Annotated in this window: 22 protein-coding genes; 12 read left to right on the top strand and 10 right to left on the bottom strand. The window is 41.8% G+C overall.

The genetic code is table 11. The annotated features are described in order from the left end of the window. Window positions 1-96: 96 nt before the first annotated feature. Window positions 97-282: a hypothetical protein gene (locus PLL47_RS03920; protein ID WP_324444894.1), complete on the top strand. Its 186-nt coding sequence runs from the start codon at window positions 97-99 to the stop codon at window positions 280-282. Between the two features lie 148 nt (window positions 283-430). Here the strand turns inward: PLL47_RS03920 and PLL47_RS03915 are convergent, their stop codons facing one another. Further along, the gene (locus PLL47_RS03915; protein WP_324444893.1) at window positions 431-1,696 is read right to left on the bottom strand and encodes an NAD(P)/FAD-dependent oxidoreductase; all 1,266 of its coding nucleotides are present in this window, start codon (window positions 1,694-1,696) and stop codon (window positions 431-433) included. Between the two features lie 411 nt (window positions 1,697-2,107). Here PLL47_RS03915 and PLL47_RS03910 point away from each other — a divergent pair, with 411 nt between their 5' ends. The 6 genes from PLL47_RS03910 to PLL47_RS03885 all read left to right on the top strand — a co-directional run bounded on the left by PLL47_RS03910 (window position 2,108) and on the right by PLL47_RS03885 (window position 8,298). Continuing rightward, window positions 2,108-4,312 (top strand): phosphoadenosine phosphosulfate reductase domain-containing protein, encoded by a 2,205-nt coding sequence (locus PLL47_RS03910; RefSeq protein ID WP_324444892.1) that lies wholly within the window; start codon window positions 2,108-2,110, stop codon window positions 4,310-4,312. Between the two features lie 408 nt (window positions 4,313-4,720). Continuing rightward, window positions 4,721-5,305 (top strand): hypothetical protein, encoded by a 585-nt coding sequence (locus PLL47_RS03905; protein ID WP_324444891.1) that lies wholly within the window; start codon window positions 4,721-4,723, stop codon window positions 5,303-5,305. 681 nt (window positions 5,306-5,986) lie between these two features. Continuing rightward, window positions 5,987-6,142 carry a hypothetical protein gene (locus PLL47_RS03900; protein ID WP_324444890.1) on the top strand — a complete coding sequence of 52 codons (156 nt, stop codon included), beginning with the start codon at window positions 5,987-5,989 and terminating at the stop codon, window positions 6,140-6,142. Window positions 6,143-6,256: 114 nt separating this feature from the next. Next, entirely contained in the window at window positions 6,257-6,664 is a 408-nt protein-coding gene (locus PLL47_RS03895) for a DUF1699 family protein (RefSeq protein WP_324444889.1), read from the top strand. A 208-nt stretch (window positions 6,665-6,872) separates the two neighbouring features. Further along, window positions 6,873-7,364 carry a hypothetical protein gene (locus tag PLL47_RS03890; protein WP_324444888.1) on the top strand — a complete coding sequence of 164 codons (492 nt, stop codon included), beginning with the start codon at window positions 6,873-6,875 and terminating at the stop codon, window positions 7,362-7,364. Window positions 7,365-7,686: 322 nt separating this feature from the next. Then, window positions 7,687-8,298 carry a methyltransferase family protein gene (locus PLL47_RS03885; protein ID WP_324444887.1) on the top strand — a complete coding sequence of 204 codons (612 nt, stop codon included), beginning with the start codon at window positions 7,687-7,689 and terminating at the stop codon, window positions 8,296-8,298. A gap of 109 nt (window positions 8,299-8,407) precedes the next feature. Here PLL47_RS03885 and PLL47_RS03880 read toward each other — a convergent pair whose 3' ends face one another. Together PLL47_RS03880 and PLL47_RS03875 are read right to left on the bottom strand one after the other, a co-directional pair. Beyond that, window positions 8,408-9,472 (bottom strand): lysylphosphatidylglycerol synthase transmembrane domain-containing protein, encoded by a 1,065-nt coding sequence (locus tag PLL47_RS03880; RefSeq protein WP_324444886.1) that lies wholly within the window; start codon window positions 9,470-9,472, stop codon window positions 8,408-8,410. Between the two features lie 139 nt (window positions 9,473-9,611). Continuing rightward, a complete protein-coding gene (locus PLL47_RS03875) occupies window positions 9,612-10,679 on the bottom strand; it encodes a lysylphosphatidylglycerol synthase transmembrane domain-containing protein (RefSeq protein WP_324444885.1) in 1,068 nt (355 codons plus the stop codon). A gap of 167 nt (window positions 10,680-10,846) precedes the next feature. Here PLL47_RS03875 and PLL47_RS03870 point away from each other — a divergent pair, with 167 nt between their 5' ends. After that, window positions 10,847-11,122 carry a DUF1294 domain-containing protein gene (locus PLL47_RS03870; RefSeq protein ID WP_324444884.1) on the top strand — a complete coding sequence of 92 codons (276 nt, stop codon included), beginning with the start codon at window positions 10,847-10,849 and terminating at the stop codon, window positions 11,120-11,122. 1,090 nt (window positions 11,123-12,212) lie between these two features. On the opposite strand, the gene PLL47_RS03865 is transcribed toward PLL47_RS03870, so the two are convergent. The 5 genes from PLL47_RS03865 to PLL47_RS03845 all read right to left on the bottom strand — a co-directional run bounded on the left by PLL47_RS03865 (window position 12,213) and on the right by PLL47_RS03845 (window position 15,171). Next, on the bottom strand, window positions 12,213-12,500 hold the full coding sequence (locus PLL47_RS03865; protein WP_324444883.1) for a ferritin family protein: 288 nt from the start codon (window positions 12,498-12,500) through the stop codon (window positions 12,213-12,215). A gap of 123 nt (window positions 12,501-12,623) precedes the next feature. Next, complete coding sequence (locus PLL47_RS03860) at window positions 12,624-13,763, bottom strand: PQQ-dependent sugar dehydrogenase (RefSeq protein ID WP_324444882.1); 1,140 nt, start codon at window positions 13,761-13,763, stop codon at window positions 12,624-12,626. Window positions 13,764-14,358: 595 nt separating this feature from the next. Next, the gene (locus tag PLL47_RS03855) at window positions 14,359-14,721 is read right to left on the bottom strand and encodes a hypothetical protein (RefSeq protein ID WP_324444881.1); all 363 of its coding nucleotides are present in this window, start codon (window positions 14,719-14,721) and stop codon (window positions 14,359-14,361) included. Then, window positions 14,722-14,943, bottom strand: coding sequence for a hypothetical protein (locus PLL47_RS03850; RefSeq protein WP_324444880.1), 222 nt, complete (start codon window positions 14,941-14,943; stop codon window positions 14,722-14,724). It abuts the gene before it with no gap. Window positions 14,944-14,970: 27 nt separating this feature from the next. Continuing rightward, window positions 14,971-15,171 carry a hypothetical protein gene (locus tag PLL47_RS03845; RefSeq protein WP_324444879.1) on the bottom strand — a complete coding sequence of 67 codons (201 nt, stop codon included), beginning with the start codon at window positions 15,169-15,171 and terminating at the stop codon, window positions 14,971-14,973. Between the two features lie 43 nt (window positions 15,172-15,214). On the opposite strand from PLL47_RS03845, the gene dinB reads away from it, so the two are divergent. Then, window positions 15,215-16,324, top strand: coding sequence for a DNA polymerase IV (gene dinB / locus PLL47_RS03840; protein WP_324444878.1), 1,110 nt, complete (start codon window positions 15,215-15,217; stop codon window positions 16,322-16,324). 96 nt (window positions 16,325-16,420) lie between these two features. After that, entirely contained in the window at window positions 16,421-17,461 is a 1,041-nt protein-coding gene (locus PLL47_RS03835) for an AI-2E family transporter (protein WP_324444877.1), read from the top strand. Between the two features lie 110 nt (window positions 17,462-17,571). Here the strand turns inward: PLL47_RS03835 and PLL47_RS03830 are convergent, their stop codons facing one another. Both PLL47_RS03830 and PLL47_RS03825 read right to left on the bottom strand, forming a co-directional pair. Further along, window positions 17,572-18,402 carry an SDH family Clp fold serine proteinase gene (locus tag PLL47_RS03830; RefSeq protein ID WP_324444924.1) on the bottom strand — a complete coding sequence of 277 codons (831 nt, stop codon included), beginning with the start codon at window positions 18,400-18,402 and terminating at the stop codon, window positions 17,572-17,574. Window positions 18,403-18,795: 393 nt separating this feature from the next. After that, complete coding sequence (locus PLL47_RS03825; protein ID WP_324444876.1) at window positions 18,796-20,193, bottom strand: tetratricopeptide repeat protein; 1,398 nt, start codon at window positions 20,191-20,193, stop codon at window positions 18,796-18,798. A 751-nt stretch (window positions 20,194-20,944) separates the two neighbouring features. Here PLL47_RS03825 and PLL47_RS03820 point away from each other — a divergent pair. Continuing rightward, window positions 20,945-21,322: a response regulator gene (locus PLL47_RS03820; protein WP_324444875.1), complete on the top strand. Its 378-nt coding sequence runs from the start codon at window positions 20,945-20,947 to the stop codon at window positions 21,320-21,322. A gap of 39 nt (window positions 21,323-21,361) precedes the next feature. Next, window positions 21,362-24,022: a response regulator gene (locus PLL47_RS03815; RefSeq protein ID WP_324444874.1), complete on the top strand. Its 2,661-nt coding sequence runs from the start codon at window positions 21,362-21,364 to the stop codon at window positions 24,020-24,022. The last annotated feature ends 31 nt before the right edge of the window (window positions 24,023-24,053 follow it).

The raw sequence follows: 24,053 nt of genomic DNA, 5'->3' as shown, positions 1-24,053 counted from the left end.
CAGGTGTCTTAAAAGGATCTCTGAAATATATTCAGGATCCCTGCCCAGATGTGAAAATGTATATGTAATTCGCTCTTTGTAAGTGAGGTGTCTTTTATGGAGGATTTTAACAAGCTCAAAAGGAAACTTGACGAGATGAGTGTTCCGGAACTTTATGATTATGTAAAGGAAAACTATCCTGAAAACGAAGAACTTGCACTCGGGTCCAAAAAGATAATTATCAGGAAAGTCCTGAACTTTGAAAGAAACCGGCTGAATGAAATGGAAAAGGCTGAAGAGTAAGATTTACATTTTCCCAGTTACATTTTTTTCTTGTATTTTTACTAACTGTTTTTCCTTTTAAATCACCTGCTGCTGTATCATAAATTGAAAATTCAACTGTTTTGGTATATGCAAAATCATTTCAGGATATAACACAATGCAGATCTCTTTAAAAGAGCGTCTTCAGAAATGTCCCGAAGGCTTTCATCAGCCTCAAAGAGTTGCCTGAGAACATCAGCTTTCTCATAAGGACAGATGGATGGTCCATATCTCCGTATTCCGTGATCGTATTCAGGATGGAAGGAGTATTTAAAGAGCCTATGAGTTCGTTCAGCTGATTGTCTTCCAGCTTTCCCATGTAATCATGGATTTTCATGCCTATATCGAGTTCTTTTGCCAGGCCCTTTCTCCAGAGTTTATCGTATTCGGAAAGCCTGCCTGCAGAGGTATCTCCTTCAAGGGCGGCTTCGGCTGCAACTTTTCCTGCGATTTTTGCTGCAAAAGCCCCGGTGTAAACTCCCCCTCCTGATGTTGGTTTGGCCTGCCCTGCAGCATCGCCTGCAAGGAGGATGCCGTCAGCAAATGTTTTTTCCTGAGGGCCGATAGGAATTCCGCCGACCACAAAATCAAGCATGCCGCCTGAGTACCTTGCTTTTACGTGCGGGTTTGAGCGCAGGAATCTTTCAAGGTAGGAAAACGGTGAATTCTCTCCATGCCCGCTTTTGCTGGCAATTCCCGGTTCAATAGCAAGCCCTATTCTCGAGGTTTTTTCGTTGAGGGGCACGGTCCATACAAAGAAACCCGGGGCTGAAGAGCCGGGAAACAGTTCAACAAAGTCACTGTCATCCGAGGCATAAGGGGCTTCGATCTGTATTCCCGGGAGTACACGCGCAGGTTTTTCAAGTCCTGCATAACTGGCTATGCGGCTTTTTACCCCGTCCGCGCCTATAACCACAGAAGTGGATATGGTTTCGGGCTTACCGTTTTTGATTATCCTGAGTTTTACCGGGGAGTTCTTTTTGTTTTTATTTCCCTTTGTCCCTGTTCCGGTTTCAGAGTATTCTTTTTCAAGTCCGATAGCTCTTGTTTTCAGAGATAGATCAACACCTTCTTCCACAGCCATTACTGCAAGGGTGCGGTCAAAGTTTTTCCTGGAAACAACATATGCCCTTGTATGCTTTCCATCAATAGGCAGGCACTGCCCGTCAGGAGCGTGCACAAAAGCTCCTCTCACAGAATTGAAAACAAATTCGTCAGAGGGCTTTAGGTCACACTCTTCAACAGCTCTTGTGCTCAGAAGCCCTGTACAGCCCACCGGCGACCCTATTGAAGCGTGCTCTTCAAGCAGGAGAACCTTTGCCCCGTTCATTGCCGCATAGCGGGCAGCAGTAGAGCCCACAGGGCCAGCTCCAACCACAACAACATCATATTCCATAAGATATCACATTTACATAACAAATTAAGCTAGATCACAAATCAAGTTTGAACAGTAAATAGTTTGAATAAATAGTAAATAGTTTGAATAAATGCTGGCTTATTCTGGAAACCCTGTTCCCTTTTGTTCCAGTAGACCTTAATTCTTCTCAGAAAGGTTAAAGGAAGGTTAATATATTCATAGCTCTTATAATTTAATAGTATAACAACTTAAATATAAGTCTTAAGTTATATTTTTATATGGGCTATCCAACAGGAGTTTGCATGTAATACCTTTTTAACAGTATTGCCATGTTTTCTTTACCTGATCTTCCTTTCTCTCAAAATATTGATATATCGATAAATGCATCCTTGCAGAAAACTGAACGATAAGATACTTAATCATTTCTTCTAACCACCGGTCAGGGCTTCCATGCATCAGAAAAAAGAAAAATACCAGGCTTCCAGCTCAAAAAAACAAAAAAGAAACAGTCCGGATAGAAATAGTCAGGACAGAAAGGGTCCGCAAACCCGCGAAAAAAGGGCAGAAAACCGGTCACGAGACTTTAAAGAAAAACCCTCCTGCAGAAAGAGCTCTGGCTCTGAAAAACTGCCTGATACGGAAAGTTTTTCAAAGAAAAAATCCTCTTCGCGCTTTGAATATGAAGATAATTACATATTCTGGTGCAAAAAATGCAATCTGCCTCTTATAGGGGAAGAATGTGAAATCTGCGGCGGCAAAGGTGAGATACTCCATCTTTCCCAGCCTGCCGATATAAGGTTCTGTTCTCCATATGAGCGCGAGCTTCTTGCTGGGCAGTTGATTTCATCATTTGGCTGTGATCCTCTGGGAGACAGGCTTGTTCTCCTTAATAAAATCCCCGGAGAAGACAAAACTGACGAGGTTATTGTAGACGGCTTTATTTTCGGAGCGCTCAGTTTTGAACTTTCCAGAATGGACTACCGCTTTGAGCCTTCCCTTCAGGGGGCAAAAATTCTCCTTAAACATGCTGAAGGCAAAAAAGTCGAGCTTAAGAAAACAAACAGGCACCTCAATGGAAAAAACGTGCCTGCAGAGCTTATAGATTCTTTTGCCGGCGACGTAAAAGCAGGGGATTTTGTCCTTGTAACTGCGGGAAGCCTCAGTGGATATGGAATTTCATACATCGACAGCGCGGATTTTACAGATCTGAAAAAAACATCCGAATCCACTCAGTCCGAAAGCGAAAAAAGCGAAGTGAAAATTCTCAGGGTCAGAAAAGTTGACAGTGGCGAAGCTTTCCTTCACCCTGAGGCTCCGGATTTAAGGGTATGTATAGAAGCTAACAGAAAGCACCTTCAGACGCTCGGGAAAAATGCCATAAATACTATTCGCGGGATTGTTTCCAGAAATGAGTACAGGAACCTGCCTGTATATGTGTCCTTCAGCGGAGGAAAAGACAGCCTTGTGGTGCTGGACCTGACAAAGGCTGCCCTGAAGCAGAGGGAGTTCAGGGCTTTTTTTCTGAATACAGGAATTGAATTTCCAGAAACTGTGGAATTTGCCCGGAGTTCCTGCAGGGAAATGAAAGTGCCACTTGAAGAGATGAACTCTGGTTCTGCTTTCTGGGAGCAGGTAGAAAAGTTCGGGCCTCCTGCAAAGGATTTCCGCTGGTGCTGCAAGGTCTGCAAGCTGGCTTCGGCAGGAGATCTGGAAACAGGAAAAGAAACATGTTCCTTTCAGGAAAAGGATGCTGCAGATGCAGTTGCTTACCTGACAGTAGACGGCAAGCGGAAACACGAGTCTTTTTCAAGGGCAAGGATTGCGGCAAGTGAAACAAACCCCTTCGTCCCAGCACAGCTCAATATCTTCCCTATCCGGGACTGGCGCGCTCTTGAGGTCTGGCTTTATATCCACTGGAGAGGGCTTTCATACAACCCTCTCTATGATCTGGGCTTTGAAAGGGTCGGGTGCTGGCTCTGCCCGTCTGCCCTTGCTGCCGAATATTCCAGGGTAAAAGAGCTGCATCCTGAAATGTATGCCAGGTGGAATGCTTTTCTGCTCGAGTGGGCAAAAGCACGCGGGCTTTCGGAAAAGTTCGTAGAGCATGGGTTCTGGCGCTGGAAAGAATTGCCTCCTAAAATGCTCAGGCTGGCAGAAGAGCTTGGAATATCCGTCCTTGCGAAAGAAAAAGCCGAAGACTTTGAGATCGAGGTCGTTTCAGGAATATCTCCCTGCAAAGCTGGAGGATTTTCTGTCGAGGCAGGGGTTAAAGGCATCAGGGAAAAAGAAGCCGCAGATTTCATTAATGTGCTTGGAAAGACCATCTATGCAGAAGAACTTGGCATGCTGCTGGTAAAAACCGGAACCGGGACTGTGAAGTTTTTCTCGAACGGAAACCTGCTTGTAAGCTCGGAAACTAAAGAAAAGGCTGTCCAGCTTTTTAAGGAAACGGCAAAGCAGTTAGTAAGGCTTTCCCGCTGTACAGGCTGCGGGATCTGTGTAAAAGCCTGTCCTGTCGGCGCAGTTTCGATTAAAGAAGGAAAACCGCATGTGAGTGAGTCCTGTATAAGGTGCGGAAAATGTATGGAATCATGTGTGGTAACAAGGTATTTTGATAAAATCGTGCCAAGGCTGGATGAAAAGCTGAAGGTTTGAATAAAAAAACGTGAACGTGATTCAGCAACATCTGGAAAATGGCAGCAGGTACTTTCCATTCAAAACAAATCGAGGAGCGAGAAATAAACTTTGCTTTATGCTAATGATAGGCAAGAAGGCTGAAATAGGCTCCCATGCACACTTTTAAACAGAGAAAAAAATTTAAATATGATTGATGAGTGTATATATTTATGGAGACAGAATTCAGAAATAATTTGCTCTCGGCCATTGGATGGTTTATTATCTGGCTCGCTGTCAGGATGTATTTGAACATTTAAACTCATTGAATTATTTCTTAATTGTTAAAGAAACATACAAAAGGAACGCCACAAAATTTTGATTTTTCTCAACAGGAAAATCCAGCACAAATCACAAACATTTTTTAGATTCAAAATCTGATTTATTCCTATGTCTGCTTCCTGGGCTCTGTCCCATACCCTTGGAACAAAAGAGAAGGCTTTTTTCTGGCGAATAGACAGCCGGGGAAATATCTTCATAAAAAGGAAGTTCAGGAATTCCCTTTTTCCAAGAATAGACAAAGTTAGTTGCAGTCACCTGGACAGGCTTCATGAGTTTATGCAGGATATGGAATGGAAAGACCTGGCAAATAATGCAGCAAAACTGTATATGGGGACTGAAAAGGACGGCATAGGAAAATTCCTGTACAGTCTCAGACAGGAGGTTCCTTATGCACAGCTCTCAAGCCAGTTAGCAGCTATTTTTTACCGCTCCGAAGTTTGGGAGTGGAACGAGCAGAAAAGAGGCATGAAGTTTCTTCTTTTCTCAGGCAGCTGGCAGGAGAAAACAATGCAATACTACAGAAATTCACCGGGCTCGGAAGATGAAAGCAGTTTTATAACAGGCTTTTCGGAAAATAGCTTGCAAAGAGAAAGAAAACAGGAAGGATTGAAGGAAGCACTGCAAGAAACCATACCTGAAGAGCCGGTTCAGAAAATAGCGCAGACAAAACTTTCATCTTTTTTTGGATTTTAATAGAGAAAATTGCCAGAGATGTACTATTTAAAGATTTGATTTCCTAATTTTCATCTTATTGCTCTGGCCTTTCACCTGCATATGGCTGATATGTTGAACAAATCAAAGTTGAGATGGCGCACCCCTATATAAGCAACAGGACATGGTTTTACCCTCACTCTTCCTCATTTTAATTTTCTCAAAAAATATGAAGTCGAATGACAACTATAAAAAATAATTAATCAATGATATATAAGAAATTTGACCCGTAACTGAAGCAAAAGTAGGTGTAATGATTTGAATACTATGCCTTTTAACCGCGTTTTTAGGCCATAATAAGCTTTTTTAATTCAATTTATTAACTTAAATATAACCGGTATTTCGTGAATACTACCAAAATAATATTAGTTTAATGAGATAACTTTATATAAGAAGTAAACGTACTCAATATCAAAGTACAATCAAAAAAGAACTTAACAGTGGGGAAGGAAAAGATGAAACTAACACCCTGATAAGAGAGGTTAGTTCCAGGAAAGAAATCTTACACAAAATCTGAAGAACGCCTTGTTCACCTGAATTCAGGCATTCAAACAAGGATATTTTTGGACCGGTAGTAACCTGCCCGAAAATTGAGGTAATTCATTTATCAAAGTCTTATATGAAAAACAGTCAAAACTAATAAAAACAACTGGGTGAAGTTCTATGGAGTACGTAACTAAAACATGTCCAATTTGTGGGAATGAATTCGTAGTCCTGAAAAAAGTGGAAGAAAAGGCAATTTACTGTACACTTAAATGCCTTTCAGCTGCTCAGGGAAAAGTGAAGAGGGGAAAAGCTTCTTCAGGGATATCTGCATAAATAATTTCGTTTCATCTAAAAAGTATAACTTCTATACATTTCACCTTTAACCTGAAGCAATTCAAAACTAAACATCTAAAATCAAACTAAAAAACTTTACAGTGGGGGAAAAACATGAGGATAAGAGTTGTCAGTTCCAGGGAAGAGATCTTTACACTTAATCCGAATGAGCGTATTGTTCATCTGGCATTCAGACCTTCAAACAAGGACATCTTTGGACTGGTTGAAACATGTCCGAAGATTGAGGTAATTCAGTTACCCAAATCATATATGCGTACAGTCTCAAAGTCCATAGCGATGTTCCTTCAGATGCAGAGAGTCCATCTCCTTGAAGGAGATGTCTGGGGACACAGGAAAGATATAAACGAATATTACGCAATTCCAGTCTCAGTGATTGAAAAAATTAAGGAAATGAAAAACGAAGGCAAAGCCGCTGAGGAGATTGAGAAAAAAGTTTCAAGGGAAAGCAAGCTGAACCCTGGAATGGTCTCTTATATCCTGAACAAGGAAACTCCTGCCTGAGTTTAAACATTATAAAAATGAAGCATGTGTTTTGCTGGAGATTAGATTGGATCGAAATGGGTTGATCTGTCGTAATCTAATCTCCGGCTTAAATCTTAATACTTTTTTTATTACAACTGTCTTCAATTATTCGCAATAAAAACTGGTTGAGAAGCGTTTTATATAATAATCTCAGTAAACATGTGCAAAAATTCACAGGCGAAAACCAATGATCCACGACGATTATATGCTAATTCTTGGATCGAACGTATACGCAGACCAGATGTATACAGTGTCATATCAGGATAAGAACACAGGAGACCGGACTCCCCTGCTTACTCTGGAAAACTCCGAGGGCGGTCTGGTTCTTACAGCAGAGGTCCGGGATGAAGATTCCGAACTCATAGCAAAAATAGACAGAAACGAGTTTACTCAAATAAACGAAAAATTTGATGTGCAGGGAGAAATCGAGATAGGAAACGGTCTCACATTAAAAGAAAGAGAAAGCGGCGATGTTATTCTCAATACCAGAATCACAGAAGACGGATACCTGGCAGTGAGCGGGACTTTTTTTGTTGGAGGCAAAAAAATTCATATAACTGACCGTAAGGTGGAAATAAACGATATACCCAGGCAAACAATAAATGGTGTAGACGTGCACGATACATTTTTTGTTGGGAAGTGTAATATCACATTAACCGACAATGGGGTGAAACTTTAAAGCGCCCTTAACATATTTAATGATTACAGAAAGGGAAACTGAAGTTTTATCCTGATGCCCAATTCAATTGAAATATATTTTTTCAGAAGATATAACTCTGTAATTTGTTGATTTCACTTTTTACTTATTTTCAGAAATAAGATTATTGGCGTTCCCTTTTTAGTTTTGGACCTATTTTTTCCATAAGAATTGATATTGAATACCTATATGTAATGCCAATCAAATACAAAACGACATCTATATATTTTTAAGGCAATAAGTAAACTTTTCATATTAGTGTGGAGATATTAGCTATTTAAATAAGATAAAGGGGACTGTGGTATTGGTTTCTTCCAAAATTACTCCTGTTTTTTCTCTGGTAGCATTTGCAGCTATTCACAGCCTGACTGCGAGCCTGCCCTTCAAACGCTTAATCATAAGGGCTGCTGGCCCCAGAGCAGAAAAGCTCTATCTGCCTGCATACAGCTTCATTTCAGTTTTGACGATATTGCCGCTTGCCTATCAGCTCTACAAAAATCCTGGGCGGGTTCTCTACAAAATACCTTCACCCTGGCGCTGGCTCATGGTCGGTGGGCAGTTGATTGCTGGAGTTCTTGCCCCCCTGGCTTTTCGTGACGCTCCGCACCGCTTCAAAATAAACTCGCAGCTTTCCGGTCCGCAGGATTCCGAATCAGATTCACTGAAGATCCGGGGCATTTACAGGTGGGTAAGGGATCCCTTCCTGCTCTCAGGACTTCTCGGGATCTGGCTCACTCCTTTTATGACCGTAAACCTGCTTATCATATACCTTTTGACCACCGTCTATCTGTTTCTCGGGTCCCTGCACTGGGAGACAAGGCTGGTGGCTCAGTTCGGGGATGAATACAGGGAATACCAGAAAAAAGTTCACAGAATGATACCCGGATTAAAGGGAAGCGTTACAGAATCGGAGTAATTGAGTAATCCCCAGCCAACAAATCCTCTGTTAATATCTAATGACTAATATAATTGAATCCTAATTTAATGTAAACTCCGAAAATTTACTTCATATTCTTTTTTTTACTTCATTCCTTCTGCAGATAAAATGCTATTGGAAAGCCTATTAATGTTGGAATCCAGAAAGAAAACATCCTGTAACTGAGTATAACCACAACAACAATCGGTCCGGGTACCCCGAGACCGGTGTACAGAGCTGCCATCGTGCTCTCGACAATCCCTACCCCGCCGGGGACCAGAAAAGCAATTTTTCCTAAGAGAAGGGGAAGCCCGTATCCTACAATGAGAATTGATGGTCTTACAGGATGTCCTGCAGCTATGAAGAAGAAGTAAAGAGTTAACATGTCAAAACTTATGGAAAAAACGGCTGCCAGAGACGGGCGTTGCCAGCCTCCTTTATGCAGGACATCAAGGGCTGCAAAAAACCGACTTACAAAGTTCTCTATCGGAGCAGGATTATAGGGTTTGTTCCGGATTCTGGCAAGGAAAGCTGCTATTTTTCCGGCTTTTGCCTTGAATCTTTTCCTGTGCTTTCTTCCCCAGATTACTGTCAGAAAGCCAAGGCTCAGCAGAGTCAGGAACAGAATAAATGTATAGAATTGCAGAGGAGAAAGTTCGTGAACAAGAAGCAGGTGAATTGTTCCGGATGTTGCGAGTAAAATCATTATTGCATTGTTGAACATTGTAGGCAGTGTACCTGCAAGTCCTGAACCCTCTTTGCTTACGCCAGTTTTTCTCACCCATCGGTAAGTGGCTGCAGCATTTCCTAAAGTGCCACCTGCCAGCATTCCCATACTCGATGCAGCAAGAGTTATGGCTACTCCTTTTAATGTTGATATATGCTGGTTTGCTATTACAAGAACCGAATTAATAAGATAACTGTATCCGATGTAGCTTATGATCTCTGCAAGTCCAGCGAGCAGTACAGCCCATAAAGCCATTGTCCTTATTACCTGAAGCGACTCTTCAAAAGATGCAATATGGGGAAGAATCAGATGAACTGCAAGTCCCAGGAGAATAAGGGTTGGAAGGTGGCGTCCAACTTTTAAGACATGAGGTGGAAACGATATCAGGCTCCGATTATTGTAGTTATTATTCTGACCCTCTAAACCATCCTGTCCATTTATGTCCATTTTTAATCCTCTGAAATTAAGGTAGTCTTTATTTTGTATTCTCTCACACATTTTAATATATAAAAGAGATGGGACTCCGGAATAGAATCATTTCTGTTAGCATACTGAAAACAGCACTGAATATTATCAAAATTCTCCTTCATTTTTTCTGCAGGTAAAAAGCAATTGGAAAGCCGATTAAAGTAGGAATCCAGAAAGAAAACATCCTGTAACCGAGTATAACCACAACTGTAATTGGTCCCGGGACCCCGAGCCCTGTGTAAAGGGCTGCCATTGTACTCTCAACAACTCCAACTCCTCCTGGGATCAGGAAAGCCATTTTCCCGAAAAGCAGGGGAAGCCCGTATCCAACAAATAAGACTGAAAGTTTTACAGGGTGTCCTGCGGCTATGAAAAAAAAGTAAAGAGTTAGCATATCAAAACCTGTGGAAAGTGTGGCTCCAAGTAATGGCCGTTTCCAGCCTCCATTGTCCAGAGTATCAAGAGCTGCAAACATGCGGCTTACAAGGGCTTCGGTTGCATCTGTAGTATAGGGATTTTTCAGGAGATGGGCAAAAGAAGATGCAATACTTACAGCTGCGGATGTAAATCTATCCCTGTGATGTTTTCCCCAGCTCACTGCTGCAAGTCCCAGGCCCATCAAGACCAGGATCAGGAGGAAAGTAAAAAACTGCAATGAAGAAAGTTCATGGACCAGCATCAGATAGATAATTCCGGCTACTGCAAGGATTGTCAGAATGGCATTGTTGAAAATAGTGGGCAGAGTTCCTGCAAGCCCTGAACCCTCTGCACTTACCCCCGATTTCCGTACCCATCGGTAAGTGGCTGCAGCATTTCCTAAAGTGCCTCCAGCTACCATTCCCATACTTGTTGCAGCTAGATTTATCATAGCTCCCATTAACACTGAAAGGTTCTGGTTTACTATTGCCACAACCGAATACAGGAGATAACCGGTTCCGATATAGCTCAGTATCTGGGCAAAAGCAGCGAGCAGTACAGCCCATAAAGCCATTGTCCTGATCACCTGAAGGGACTCTTCAAATGAAGCGATCTGGGGAAGAATCAGATGAACAGCAAGTCCCAGGAGAATAAGGGTTGGAAGATAACGACCCACCTTTAAAACCAGAGGCAGAGGAGAAGTAAGGCTTTTTTGATCGTTATTTTTACTTTTCAGCTTCTGTAGATCTTCCTTCCCTTTTACATTCATCTATTAGTCCTCTGCTCTTAGATATCATCTCTATTTTATTTTGTATTTTCTAAAACATTATACATAATTCTGAAACCTTATAACATAAAAAGAGGTGCTGCTCTGGAATACAATCATTTCAATAGAGCATCACAGCCTTTAATTATTATAAAGGATATTTCTTTTCCATGAAAGATGCTATTTACTTTCTTTTTCCTATCGTTTATATTGCCCTTAACGCAGTTTCTTTTGCCCTTTACGGTCTGGACAAATACAAAGCAAGAAAGGAAAAATGGCGCATTTCGGAAAAGAGCCTGCTGATAGCTGCACTTTTCGGACCAATCGGTGCATGGCTCGGAATGACGCAGTTCAGGCACAAGACCCAGAAACCCAGATTTAAATACTCTGTGCCGGTATTTATTGGAATTCACCTTCTGCTGGTTCTCTGGATAAACCTGGTTTAAATCTAATGTTTTCAACTTTTAGAAATTCAGGGTGAACCTGCCCTTACACAGACTAATTTTTAATATTTGTTCTGGTTCCCGACGGTGTGGACACTCTTGCAATCTCAATATCTGATACGTTTTTATTTTCAAGTGAGATCTTGCGAACTCACTTAAAGAATAAGTATACAGTTAAATAGTGAATGGAAAAGCTTCGTAATACAACTATTGCTTTAAAAACAAAACCAGTAGCGTAGCACAGTCTGTCACATCTCAACGGGGCACAACATATCTGTTTTCTGATAAAGTAGAGGAGGGGAAAATAACACCTCTACGGGTAAATGGCACTGAAAAAAGATAATTTCGTTTTTCTAACACTTCTTAAGTTATGTGTTCACGGTTGAGGGTTCATATGGAGTCTCATTTCCAGTATCTGTCTCAACATATGGGTAATACATGAGTTCACCATAACTTCATTGTCTTGATTATCTTCCAGGTATTCACGAAAGGATTCATCTGATGATATTTTGAACTCTGCCAGGCAAAAAACTTCTGGACGATGAATAGCATTATTACACATATAGACGAAAAAAATAATGCATTTAATAACATTTGTATTTCTGCAGGCGACGTTTTACTTGCTCCTATTTACTTTTCTGTGATATTGAACGCAATGTGATAGTGACATCCTTTTTAGCATTTTCGGTATATTTCAATTTATATTGAGTTATTGTTTTTTGTGTAAGAACTGCCACAGGAAATATCAGTTTCAGTCCTTTGTTTCACCAGAATTTTATTATGGAAGAGTAACACTCTCAATATTAACTTTTCTAATTATTGCTTCTGACACTGGTATAAAAGAATCCTGTGAAGTTATTTGAACGCTTCCATATCTCTTCATCAATCCTCACAAATATTCTTCACGAATATTTTATATACTGAATCATATATATGGGAATGTGGGTGCAATCAGAGTTCCCGGGCAGCCACCACACCCCCGGGGACTTACCCCTGCCTGAACTTATTATCTGATTATTGTTTCTGGTAAGAGGGTGTTGCTGGCGGTCGTGTCTCTCTCTTATTTTTCACATCAGAGTTTTCTGTGTTCAGGTTATTTTCTGGATAGCTCCTCCTCTACCTCCTTACCCCCTTCTTCAAGTTCCTGTTTTTGCTGGGAGTCAAACCGGAGTAAAAGCGCCTGAAACTCCCCTACATGTGTCTTTTCCTCTTTTGCGATATCCAGCAGGATTGTCCTTATGTCCTCATTCTTGGTAAGGGCAGCCATCTGCTCGTAAAGGTTTATGGCATCAAGCTCGGCAATAATCCCGGCTCTGATAATTTCCTTATCTATATCGTCTTCAGATGCTTCCTTAAGGTCTACAGGAATTTTAGATAACAATTATTCACCCCTGCTTATCATATATGGACGCATAATCATAAGTATTTTTACCGATCTGGGAAGTTTTTTAGTAATTATGGCTTCTCTGGCATGTTTATATGTATCTTTTTCAGGATATTTTCCTCAGGCGTAACTGATCCTGTAGATTGCATTATTTTTATCATCTGACACGAGCAGAGCTCCGTCAGGCATCACAAGCACATCCACAGGTCTTCCCCATGCTGCAAGCCCCTGAAGCCAGCCTTCAGCAAAAGGTTCATAACTTACGGGAGTCCCGTTCTCAAGCTTTACCAGAGTAACCCTGTAGCCTGTCGGAATTTTCCTGTTCCATGAGCCGTGCTCGGCAATAAAGATCTGGTTCCTGTATTCTTCAGGGAACATGCTGCCAGTGTAAAAGGTCATCCCGAGTGCAGCCACATGCGGGCCCAGTTTAATCTCAGGGGCTGTGAACTCCGAACAATTTCTATCTTTCCCGAATTCAGGGTCAGGAATATCTCCAGCATGGCAGTATGGAAAACCAAAATGCATTCCCGGTTCAGATGCTCTGTTAAGTTCATCTGGCGGCAGATCATCTCCAAGCCAGTCCCTGCCGTTGTCAGTAAACCACAATTCTTCAGTTTCAGGGTGCCAGGCAAAACCCACAGTGTTTCTTATCCCTCTTGCAAAGATTTCGAGCTGGCTTCCATCAGGTTCCATCCGCATAATCGTTCCATAACGCTTATCTTCTGGGTTGCAAACATTACACGGCATCCCCACAGGCACATATAGCTTTCCATCAGGACCGAACTTTATGTATTTCCAGCCGTGTGAGCTGTCTGACGGAAAATTTCGATTGACCACCACAGGATCGGGTGGGTTTTCAAGCCTTGCTTCAATATCATCATACCGGATCACCCTTGAAATTTCGGCTACATACAGAGAGCCATTCCTGAATGCCACACCGTTAGGATTATCCAGACCCTCGGCAAGTACGATTACGCTATCAGCCTTATTGTCTCCATTCCAGTCAGGCATGGCATAGACTTTTCCGGCATTTCGGCTTCCTGCAAAAAGCGTTCCGTTTGGACTTAAAGCCATAGATCTTGCCCCTTCAACCCCTTCTGCATAATAATCTATAGAAAAGCCCTGCGGAAGCTCTATACAGGCAAGTCCTGTCCCGTTTTCTCCGCAGTCATTAATGGGTACGGTTCTCAGGATAATATAAGTTGCAAAAATAAGGACAACAAGAGCTAAAAAACCAAGTATCACCTTTGTTCTTTTCATTTCCCCCTCCAATGAAATCTCCTGGTTTTGAATTGAATGAAGGCTGAATATGTTAAGATTATATTTACCGGCTTACAGAAATCTTTTCTCACCCGAATTGCGCCTCGGGAGTACGCCGTCCTTTTCGCTGCGCTCCCCGAATTGCGCCTCGGGAGTACGCCGTCCTTTTCGCTGCGCTCAAGAGGACTAATTTTTTGACATTGACTAATTTTTTGACATTATTACTAAGCTGAGCTCAAAGGACCAATTAAAACTCTGAGTCAAGCATCTTCCAAATTTCCTCTATTTTACTTTTGAGCAGAGCCGCCTGAAAAGCTGGAAGAGACTTCTTGTAAATTTTAGATTTAACTACAGTTTACAGGGGTAATGAATTCATTTCTTATCCTGAAAATGCAAACAGGGGAAGTAGATATTTACTATAGGGATTATTTCATAAGGTCTATTTAATATAATATAAAGGTCTATTTGATCCCAAACATTCGAGTACGGTATCCATTCTACAGGATTCCAGGGTAATGGGAGCTGTAATAGCATCTCCCTTTATAGGTTGTTATCCGGGGCAGTGATAACCTGCTTCCATTGTCTGAATATTTAATCACATTTTATGACAGCCTTTATGACAGCCTGTTTCATACTTCCCCAACTCCACATCTGGTGACGAGTTAATGAGGATAAATCTTGCTCTGACGTTGACGTCAGCTGTCTTTCTGATGGCCTGGGTCACAGGCTTTGTATCCGTTGTATTCCGTTTTATGCCCGTTACAACAGCGTATCCTGAAATGTCCTGTTTTATGGCACCATGCCTGCTTTTCATCTCTGTAATCGAGTTATTAAGCATTATCTCTTTTTCAGGCTCCGTGCTTTTCCTGCTGGAAGCCAGAAAAATACTATCCCGATGGTATCTGGCAGTCCCGCTGTGCGTTTCGATGTTCTTACTGGTTATAGCGAATATTCTCATTTATTCCAGGGAACCATTTCTTGCAGATCCCATAAATACGGCAGAAACTCTCTGGATTGTTGTACTGGCTTTACTGTCCCCCTGCTCCGTATCACTATTCTTATCCTCGTATGGACATGATAGTTTAACAAAGGTATACCTTGTGGTTTCATCTGCAGCAAGCGTTTTTTCAATACTTTTCCTTATTCTCGCACTCATAGAGATTTCCAGATGGTCAAGCATTGAGGATTTGTTATTGCCTCTGGTTTTTTATCTGGTAATTTTGATGCCGGCTATGGGAGTGTGCTTTTTATCAAAAGCAACAATGTACAGAAGAAATGAGGATGCAGAGGAAGAGTCCTGAATTAAGCCGTTTACAAAGAGTTCAGCTATTTTTACAGCCCTGAAATGAAAATTAAGGTTCATAAGCCAGAAAGATATAGTTTTCAGCATATGAATTAATACTTTCACCCGGCTTCCTCAAGCCTTTTCTACGTGTTTTATTCTATCTTACTTGATGCCTGCCCCTGATTCAGAAAAGAACACCCCTGAAAGGCGAATTATTTTCCATGTTGATATGGACAGCTTTTTTGCGTCCGTAGAGGTTAGAGAAAAGCCTGAACTGAAAGGACTGCCCGTAATTGTGGGCTCTGACCCTAAAGGAGGGTCTGGAAGGGGAGTTGTAAGCACCTGTTCATATGAGGCAAGGAAATATGGGATCCATTCGGCAATGCCGATTTCTCAGGCTTACAGGCTCTGCCCGCATGCTGTATTTTTACCTGTTAACATGAAGCTCTATGCGGGGGTTTCGGCAGGAGTAATGGAACTTTTGCGGGGGTTTGCAGAAAAGTTCCAGCAGGTCAGTGTGGATGAAGCCTATCTTATACCCGGGCCTGAGATAAGGAATTATGAAGAAGCTGCCATCTATGCCCTGAAGATAAAGGATGAGGTGCAGAAGCAGCAGAGAATCACATGTTCTGTCGGGGTTGGACCTAACAAGCTTGTATCAAAAATTGCTTCGGGTTTTCAGAAACCTGACGGGCTCACTGTTGTCAGGCCTGAAGACGTCCGGGAATTTCTATTTCCGCTTCCTGTTTCTAAAATTCCCGGAGTGGGAGAAAAGACCGATGAAATCCTTAAAGGAATGGGGATAAGCAGGGTAGAAGAGCTTGCAAACTGCGATATCCAGATGCTTTCTGAAAGGTTTGGAAAAATGGGTTTCAGGCTAAAACAGCTGGCAAACGGGCTTGACTTTGAAGAGGTCATAGAAAAAGAAAGCGTAAAATCAATAAGCAGGCACGGGACTTTTTCAGAGGACACAAATGACCCTGTGAAAATCTCAGGATCCCTGGACCTTCTTATAGAAAGTGTGCATGGCTCTCTCCTGATGCACAGCTTTCTTTTCAAAACCGTAACCCTTACAGTCCGGTTTGAGGATTTTTCTACCTATACCCGCTCAAAGACTCTTCCCATCTGGACTTCAGACATTTTTGTTATCAAAAGGACAGCAGTGCAGCTTTTGTCGGAATTCATAGGCAGGCGAAAATTCAGGCTTATTGGTATTGGAGTTACGAAACTCAGGGAAAGAGATGAGAGGCAGACCCTGATTACGGATTTTTCTTAATTTTTTCAGGGCTGCGGTGTGATTGCTGCAGTTTTTACCGGCTGGAAAGAACTGTTATGCTTATAGGTTATATAATAAGAAACCACATTATGTCTGATGGAAAGACAGGTGAGAACTGCACTGGCTCTTATTCTTATTGTTATCCTGGGCGCTGTAATTATTTACGCGATTCTTCCATACATAAACTATATTTTTGGAAGTTTAATCCTTTTTGTTATCTTCAAACCTCTCTACCGCTTTCTCCTGAAAAAGATCAGGCTCAACAGGCAGATTTCAGCATTTCTGGTAATAATAATTTCCGTATTTCTCGTACTGATTCCTCTTTTCTTTCTCCTGAGCATGGTCATTATCGAGATCCAGCAGATTTTATTGAATCCGGAAGCTATTGTGACATCTATTCATTCCGGAAGCCAGCTTCTCAGCACTCTTTTCTCAAGATTTGATGTCTACAGTACTTTTCAGACCAGCCTTGAAGAGAAGGTTATGGATCTTGCTACTCAGGCCTTTAATTTCCTGAGTTTACTCGTTCTGGGCTCAATTCAGAGCATCAGCCAGCAGGCTATTGGTTTACTTATAATGTATTTTTTGTTTTACTACCTTTTAACAGGTGAAGAATCAGATTTCATGCGCAGCTTATTTCTGGCAGTTCCCTTCAATACAAATAACACAATCGTACTTCTCGATGAGTTCAGAAACGTTGTCCGGACGACTCTTATCGCCAGCGGTGCTATTGCAGTAATCGAAGGAGGAATCCTGACCGCTTCCTTTCTTATTTTTGGAATCCAGGGAGCTTTTCTCTGGGGATCGATTGCAGCAGTTCTGTCTTTCCTTCCAGTGGTAGGAACTCCTTTGATCTGGGTTCCTGCAATAATTATCCAGTTTCTCCAGCAGGATTATATCGCATCAGCAGGCATCCTTGCAACGGGGATTTTTCTAACCATCGCAGACTACAGTTTGTTCAGGCCCGTAATCCAGAAGAAAATAGGGGAAATTCATCCTTTCCAGTCTCTGCTTGGGATTATTATAGGAATCTCACTCTTTGGACTTGTAGGAATTGTCATCGGCCCCCTTCTGCTGGCTTATTTTTACCTTACGATAAAAATGTTTTCAGAAGAATACCTTTCGGATAAGGGATAAAAATACAATGTGGTAAGGCTCAAACAGGGCTAATAGGGCAGATGAAACTAAGGTATTGGATAAGCTGAAGTCAGGGAGACCGAATGAGATCGATTGCAAAAATCTGATATTTATCCCACATATTCTACAGTCTTTTTTACGGGGCGGAACAGCCTCATGAAATCGTGTACGTCTTCAGGGAAGTCCGTATTCACTGGAAGCCCCAGTTCTTTTGCTTCTCTGGCTGAGAGGGGGGTGCTGTGTATCATTTCTCCGCTAACCAGTTTTTCAACAAGCTCATCAAGCCTGTCTTCTCCTCCCTGTATTTTGCCCTCAAGAAGTTCTTTTGCAACGGTCCGGGTAAGCTTGAGGACTTTTCTAGAGATATCACTCATAACAAGCGTCGAATCTTCTGCGTCTTCTTTTTTCGTTTCTGCGGCATAGATCCAGGAAGGCGCCGGGAAGAGGCCACGTATGATGTCTCCTACCTGGGGGTCGATAGGTCCTATAACGGCATCTTTATCCATCACGATTTCATCTGCTGCAAGTGCAATTATTGTGCCTCCTGACATCGAATAATGGGGGATAATTACACGGGTCTTTTCTGGGTGATTCTTCAGGGCGCGGGCAATCTGGATGCTGGCATGAAGCTGTCCGCCGGGGGTGTGGAGGATCAGCTCAAGCGGATGATCCCTGTATTTTCTTATCCAGCGCAGGACCTGTTCGGCATCTTCTTCGTCTATAAACTGATATGCAGGCAGCCCAAAAAAGGAAATTGCCTCCCGCCTGTGGATCATTGTTAGCACTTTGTAGCCGTGGCGCTTCTCCATAGCCTTCATTTTCGCCATACGCTGCATACGAATTTTTTTGAGCTGAGACTGCGGGTAAATTATGGAATAAAGAAAAAGAAAAACGAATAGAAGAAAGGTAAGATCCCAGACACTGAGTGTTGTACCGTCAATTATAACCAGAAAAATCCCCTCTCAAGTTTTCAGTAAGGACAGCCTGATTTCCCTGGCAGGCAGATTTGTCCCGACCTGATTCCCTATTTATATTGTCCTGCAGTCTATTAATCATTACTTGAGAATCCGGCGTTTTATAATGTGACTGGCTTAAATGAAACTGATATTTAAAAAGTTGAAATTTAGAAAAAGGTCCGGCATCAAAAATTTAACTCATATCCTGAAATACTTTTAACTTATGAAATTTCCACAGTGGTATCTTGCTACCATTATGTTCAGTTTTTAGTCCAGTATAAGATCCTGATTGATAAACGACAGGCGGCTGGCAAGCGGCCATCCGTAATAACTTTCAAATGAAAATATAACATTTATCTGGGAAAAAAGCCGCTCAGGCTAATACTTATCCCTCCAGCTTCTTTCTATTTTTTCATACAGCCCAAGCAGGTTGTTCCGCGTAATTTTGAAATAAGGATGATCGGGCCCGTATTCTTTTTCGATTATGTCGAGGGCTTTTTCGTAAAGACCAATTGCGGTTTCATATTCTCCCATACTTTCATGCAGGCCCGCAAGGTTGTTCAGAGTAGTGCCCACATCCGGGTGAGTGGGTCCAAGTGTGGATTCATAGATTTTGAGGGCCCGGGTGTAAAGTGGGAGAGCTTTTTTGTGCTGGCCAAGGATTCTGTGAAGCTCTCCAAGGTTGTTCAGGGTCTTTGCAACCTCGGGATTGTCCGGACCAAGGATGCGCTCCCGGATTTCCAGGGCTCGCGTGTAAAGATCAAGGGCTTTTTCATGCCTGCCTTTCTGGACATAGACTCCTGCAAGGTTATTCAGGGTTGTTGCAAAGCCTGTATGTTCGGTCTTCCCCAGCTTTTCCATGATCTCAAGGGAGCGTGTATAAAGGATAAGGGCTTTTTCGTACCTTGTAGTCTGGAAATAAAGCAGGGCAAGGTTGTTTAATGTCTGGGCTATCTGAGGGTGTTCTTTTCCGTACACTTTTTCCTGGATTTTAAGTGCCTTTCCGTAAGTTTCCTCTGCTTCCTCAAGTTTGCCCATTTCCGAAAGAAGGACACCAAGATTGTTCAGAGTGCCGGCAGTATAAGCCATTACCTTCCTGTTTTCCGGATCCTTTTCCGCAAGACTTTCAAGCAGGCTGAGGGACCGGGAGAAAATTTCTTCTGCTTTTTCCGGCTTTTCAATTAGTTTGTAATAAAAAGCCGTCCTGTTAAGTGTCCTGACAGCTCCGAGATTCTCCGGGCTCAGAAACTTTTCCTGAATTTCGAGAGCTCTGGTATAGTATGAAATGGCTTCTTCCTGCCTGTCCATAACAGAACAAAGTATTCCAAGTTCGCTGAGTGTGTCCCCGGTCTCAGGCTGATCCGAACCCAGGTTTTTTTCACGGATGCTGAGTGCTCTTAAAAATAACCTAAGGGCTTCTTCGTGCTTTCCCATATAGCGATAGATTCCTGCAAGCCCGTTAAGTGCAGATGCGGTCCCCAAAGATTCCTGTCCGAGTTCTCTTTCTGAAGTGTCAAGCAGTTCTTCATATATGGGTAAAAGCATTTTCCAGGCTGCTGACCTGTAGAAAGGCTCGGCAGCAGTTATAAACCAGCTTATCAGTTCCTCCAGTTCCAGAACCTCTTTTGCATGCCTGAAAGCTTCTTTTAGAACTATTTCATCTTCAGGTGTAAGCAGTTCCGCATCCAGATCTTTTAATTTCTCTCCGTACCTTTGAAACAAAACCCTGTGGTTTTCAATAGAGCTTTTTTCAGCAGAAATTTCCTCTTTTCCCAAATCTTTTCCTTGATCGGCCGTAATTCGCCCTCCTGAATGAAAAACCGAATAATTAAGATCTCTCGTGGACTTTATAAATGTAAATATCCAGCTTGATCCTATATTAAGGGTATTACAAATTGGAGTATTTCAGTTATCTTTTTCTCCTTTTTGCTTTTACTTTTTAACTTTTATTTATATATTCTCCAAATATTTTCATATCTTATAATAGATTTAAGTTCTCAGGCTCTTTTGATCTTTATACTTTCAGTTCATCGGTAGATTTTTTTTCTGTACGAATATCTGGTCATTCTCCGGTTATTCTCCGATAATTCTTCAGATATTCTCTGGTTACTATCTTGTTTTTTTAGTCAGAGCAGTTTCTTTTTTTAGGAAAATTAGTTCTATTTACCTGCTGATCGGGCTTTTTCTTGGCAATAAACAAAGTTTTTATATGTATGGAGTACAATTACTCTTTAACTTTTAAACATTTGTAACTTCTACATAATCTGGGGAAAAATTAAATAAGATATTTAGCTTGCCTGCTGGTAAGCTTTTAAATTTGGGGAAAACGACAGGGTACTTTATTTGATTAGGTCTGCCAAAATACTTTTTGCTTTTATCTCTGGCACCTTAAAGAGTTTATGATCTCTAACGGACTGGTAGAAGCATCTCTATGAGATAATGGTCCAGGCTTTGGAAAAGCAGCCCGTTTACCAGAGGTATCCGTATTCTGTCAGATCTCTTAATAATTGATTGAGGGGTCACACAAATGAAAAGAATACTCGTGGTTGAGGATAGTGCTGTAATTATGGAACTTATAAGGTTCCTTCTCACTACTTTTGGATATGAGAGTAAAGAGGCAAAGGATGGGTTTGAAGCTCTCAAAATTGCTAAGGAAAATAAATTCGATCTCATACTTCTCGACATACAGCTTCCCGGATTTGACGGGCTTGAAGTCCTTAAAGAAATCAAAAAACTACCTGAAATCCGTAAAACTCCTGTAATAGCTCTTACAGCTCATGCCATGCAGGGCGATGAAGAACGGTTCTTAAAAGCAGGATGCAGTGGATATATTTCAAAGCCTATTGATATTGGAAGATTCAAATCAATACTCGATTCATGTATGGGCAGACAGCAGGTATTATGAGGAATTTAACAAATTCTGGTCCTTTAAGGGGATGAGTGGATGGAAAATATTCAAAAGTCACCGTTCACAAGAAAATCTAATGAACTTCTGCTTATTCTTGTTCTGGGATTTATATTTATACTTGCAGCTTCCAGCCATAACCTTTTTGAATCGGTTGTATTATTTGTGGAAAGCCACGATAGTAAAGGTCTGGGGCTCCTGCTCATACTTTCAATCTATATGTCTTTTGGAATGGGAATCTTTTCTCTCAAAAGGTGGATGGAGCTCGAAAATACCTTGGTGCTTTACAGAGAAGCAGAAGATGATCTCAGAGAAAAAGACCGGATGTACAGGGCTCTCTTTGAACAGTCCAGCGATGCTGTTATTATTTCAGACGGAAAAAAGGTCCTGGATATTAATAGAAAAGGATGTGAAATTTTCGGTTTTGGAGAGAAAAGGCCGCTTAACATCTCTCTAATGTCGTTTATTCCCGGGGAATATCTTCCTGAATTTCAACAGGCACTTAAGGAGACTTTCAAACAGGACTCTTCTCATTTTGAAATAACACATCATAAACCCAAAGGGGAAATTGCTGATATTGAAGTCAGCCTGTCGCTTATTGACAGAAATGATAATATTGTCCAGATAGTGGTCAAGGACATAACCTATAGAAAAAATATAGAAAGATATGAACAGGAAAATCGGGAAAGACTCAAAACCATTCTTGATAATACACTTTGTGGCATCCTGCTGATAGAAGCTTCTTCCAGAAAAATTATTGATGCAAATCCGGTAGCATTGAAAACTACAGGCTATTCAGATAAGGAACTTATAGGGATGGTCTGCCACCAGTTAATCTGCCAGGAAGGGGGAGAAAAATGTGCTGCACTTCCTCTGGATCAGGCAGGAGATCTCTCTGAAAGTGTACTTTTTAAAGCCACAGGAGAGTCCCTGCCGATCCTTAGAAGCGTTGTGCCTGTTTCCATAGGAGGAACAGGTTATTTTGTTGAAAGTTTCATAGATCTCTCGGACCGCAAACGTGCTGAGGAAGAACTTCTGCAGGCAAAACTCGCAGCAGAAGGTGCAAACCGCGCAATGAGCGAATTCCTTGCGACCATGAGCCATGAACTGCGCACTCCCCTTACTGCAATAATCGGCTTTTCTGAGCTCATGCTTGGAGGGACAACAGGGGAGTTTGACGAACTCAACAAAAAGTTTCTTGGAAATATCTCAAATAGTGGAAAGCATCTCCTTTCGCTCATAAACAGCATTCTTGATCTTTCCAAGATAGAAGCCGGAAAAATGGATCTTCAGCTTGATTATTTCTCACTTCACGACATTTTTGCTGATACAAAAAACATAATCTCACCTCTTGCCATGAAGAAAAACATCTCAATGAACTTCAATGTGGACTCGGGATTCTTTATTTATGCAGACAGGACGCGTTTCAAGCAGATTATGTATAATCTTGTGAGTAACGCAATAAAGTTCACTCCAGCAGGTGGCTCTGTTGATGTGAAGGGTTTAATATCCGAAAGTGGAGTCAGGGTTGCTGTATCCGATACGGGCATAGGAATTTCTAAAGACGGAATGAAACAACTTTTCAAGCCCTTTAAGCAGATTGATTCTACCCTCAGCCGTAAATACGAAGGTACCGGCCTTGGTCTTGTTCTCTCCAGGAAATTCGTAGAGATGCATGGAGGAAGAATATGGGTTGAAAGTGAACCGGGAAAAGGTTCAACCTTCACTTTTGAAGTGCCTGTAAAGACCCTGAAAACAGGGAAAAATATGAAAATACCGGGAAAATGTGAAAATAATGAAGCAAATGCTCTCGAAACTCCTGTTACAGCAGGGAAAACGATCGAAACAGAGAAAACAATTGAACCCGAAACCAAAGAGCAGGCAGAAAACCCTGAAGAAGAGGGTTTTCCTGTCATTTTCAAGCCGGAAGGCTCGGACGGCTCCGAACCTCTTGTGATGGTTGTTGAAGACGATAAGATGTCCAGGGAGCTTCTTATCTTCACATTAATAGAAGCAGGCTACAGGGTAACTCAAGCAGCTAGCGGAAAAGAAGCCCTTTCCCTTGCCCAGAAGCTAAAGCCTTTTGTTATCACTCTGGACCTTATGCTGCCTGAAATGAATGGATGGGACGTGCTTGAAAACCTGAAAAAGGACAGTGAGACTTCCGGAATTCCTGTACTTGTCCTTTCAATAAATGAAAAGAATGACTGCAACATGCTCTGGGGTGCGTTTGACCATCTGGTAAAACCGGTTGAAAAGTCGGTCCTGCTTTCAACTCTGGAGCGTTTGAAAGAGAAAACGAGAAAGGAGTCCCCAAAGATTCTGGTCGCGGACGACCAGGAATCTATGTTAGAACTTATATCTTCGATGGTCGAATGCGAAGGTTATGTTATCAGCCGGGCACATGGAGGATATGAGGCTATTGACAGGGCTTCAACAGAACTTCCTGACGCTATAATTCTGGACCTGTCCATGCCTGATGTTTCGGGATTTGAAGTTATAAGGGAGCTCAAGAAAAACCCTGAAACCGTGGATATACCTATAATTGTATGCACTGCAAAAGACCTGAGTATGCAGGAGATGAAAATGTTAAACAGCAATGTTTCATTTGTCATGCAAAAAGAAGATTTGAATAAACAAAAGCTTCTTGAGCTGATTAGAAGTCTCGAGAGGGAGAATTGCGGAACGTATGATCTCTGAACTTCTCATAGAGACGGCCTCTCAGATTCAT

Origin of the sequence: Methanosarcina sp. (assembly GCF_035390745.1) — an archaeon.
Taxonomy (GTDB): Archaea; Halobacteriota; Methanosarcinia; order Methanosarcinales; family Methanosarcinaceae; genus Methanosarcina.
Note: the sequence above shows the minus strand (reverse complement) of the source record. Positions and strands in the feature narration are given on the sequence as shown.

Coding starts and splice junctions, on each gene's coding strand:
- PLL47_RS03920 (WP_324444894.1), top strand. CDS start 97: ATGGAGGATTTTAACAAGCTCAAAAGGAAACTTGACGAGATGAGTGTT.
- PLL47_RS03915 (WP_324444893.1), bottom strand. CDS start 1,696: ATGGAATATGATGTTGTTGTGGTTGGAGCTGGCCCTGTGGGCTCTACT.
- PLL47_RS03910 (WP_324444892.1), top strand. CDS start 2,108: ATGCATCAGAAAAAAGAAAAATACCAGGCTTCCAGCTCAAAAAAACAA.
- PLL47_RS03905 (WP_324444891.1), top strand. CDS start 4,721: ATGTCTGCTTCCTGGGCTCTGTCCCATACCCTTGGAACAAAAGAGAAG.
- PLL47_RS03900 (WP_324444890.1), top strand. CDS start 5,987: ATGGAGTACGTAACTAAAACATGTCCAATTTGTGGGAATGAATTCGTA.
- PLL47_RS03895 (WP_324444889.1), top strand. CDS start 6,257: ATGAGGATAAGAGTTGTCAGTTCCAGGGAAGAGATCTTTACACTTAAT.
- PLL47_RS03890 (WP_324444888.1), top strand. CDS start 6,873: ATGATCCACGACGATTATATGCTAATTCTTGGATCGAACGTATACGCA.
- PLL47_RS03880 (WP_324444886.1), bottom strand. CDS start 9,472: ATGGACATAAATGGACAGGATGGTTTAGAGGGTCAGAATAATAACTAC.
- PLL47_RS03875 (WP_324444885.1), bottom strand. CDS start 10,679: ATGAATGTAAAAGGGAAGGAAGATCTACAGAAGCTGAAAAGTAAAAAT.
- PLL47_RS03870 (WP_324444884.1), top strand. CDS start 10,847: ATGAAAGATGCTATTTACTTTCTTTTTCCTATCGTTTATATTGCCCTT.
- PLL47_RS03860 (WP_324444882.1), bottom strand. CDS start 13,763: ATGAAAAGAACAAAGGTGATACTTGGTTTTTTAGCTCTTGTTGTCCTT.
- PLL47_RS03855 (WP_324444881.1), bottom strand. CDS start 14,721: ATGAGAATATTCGCTATAACCAGTAAGAACATCGAAACGCACAGCGGG.
- PLL47_RS03850 (WP_324444880.1), bottom strand. CDS start 14,943: ATGCTTGACCATCTGGAAATCTCTATGAGTGCGAGAATAAGGAAAAGT.
- PLL47_RS03835 (WP_324444877.1), top strand. CDS start 16,421: ATGGAAAGACAGGTGAGAACTGCACTGGCTCTTATTCTTATTGTTATC.
- PLL47_RS03820 (WP_324444875.1), top strand. CDS start 20,945: ATGAAAAGAATACTCGTGGTTGAGGATAGTGCTGTAATTATGGAACTT.
- PLL47_RS03815 (WP_324444874.1), top strand. CDS start 21,362: ATGGAAAATATTCAAAAGTCACCGTTCACAAGAAAATCTAATGAACTT.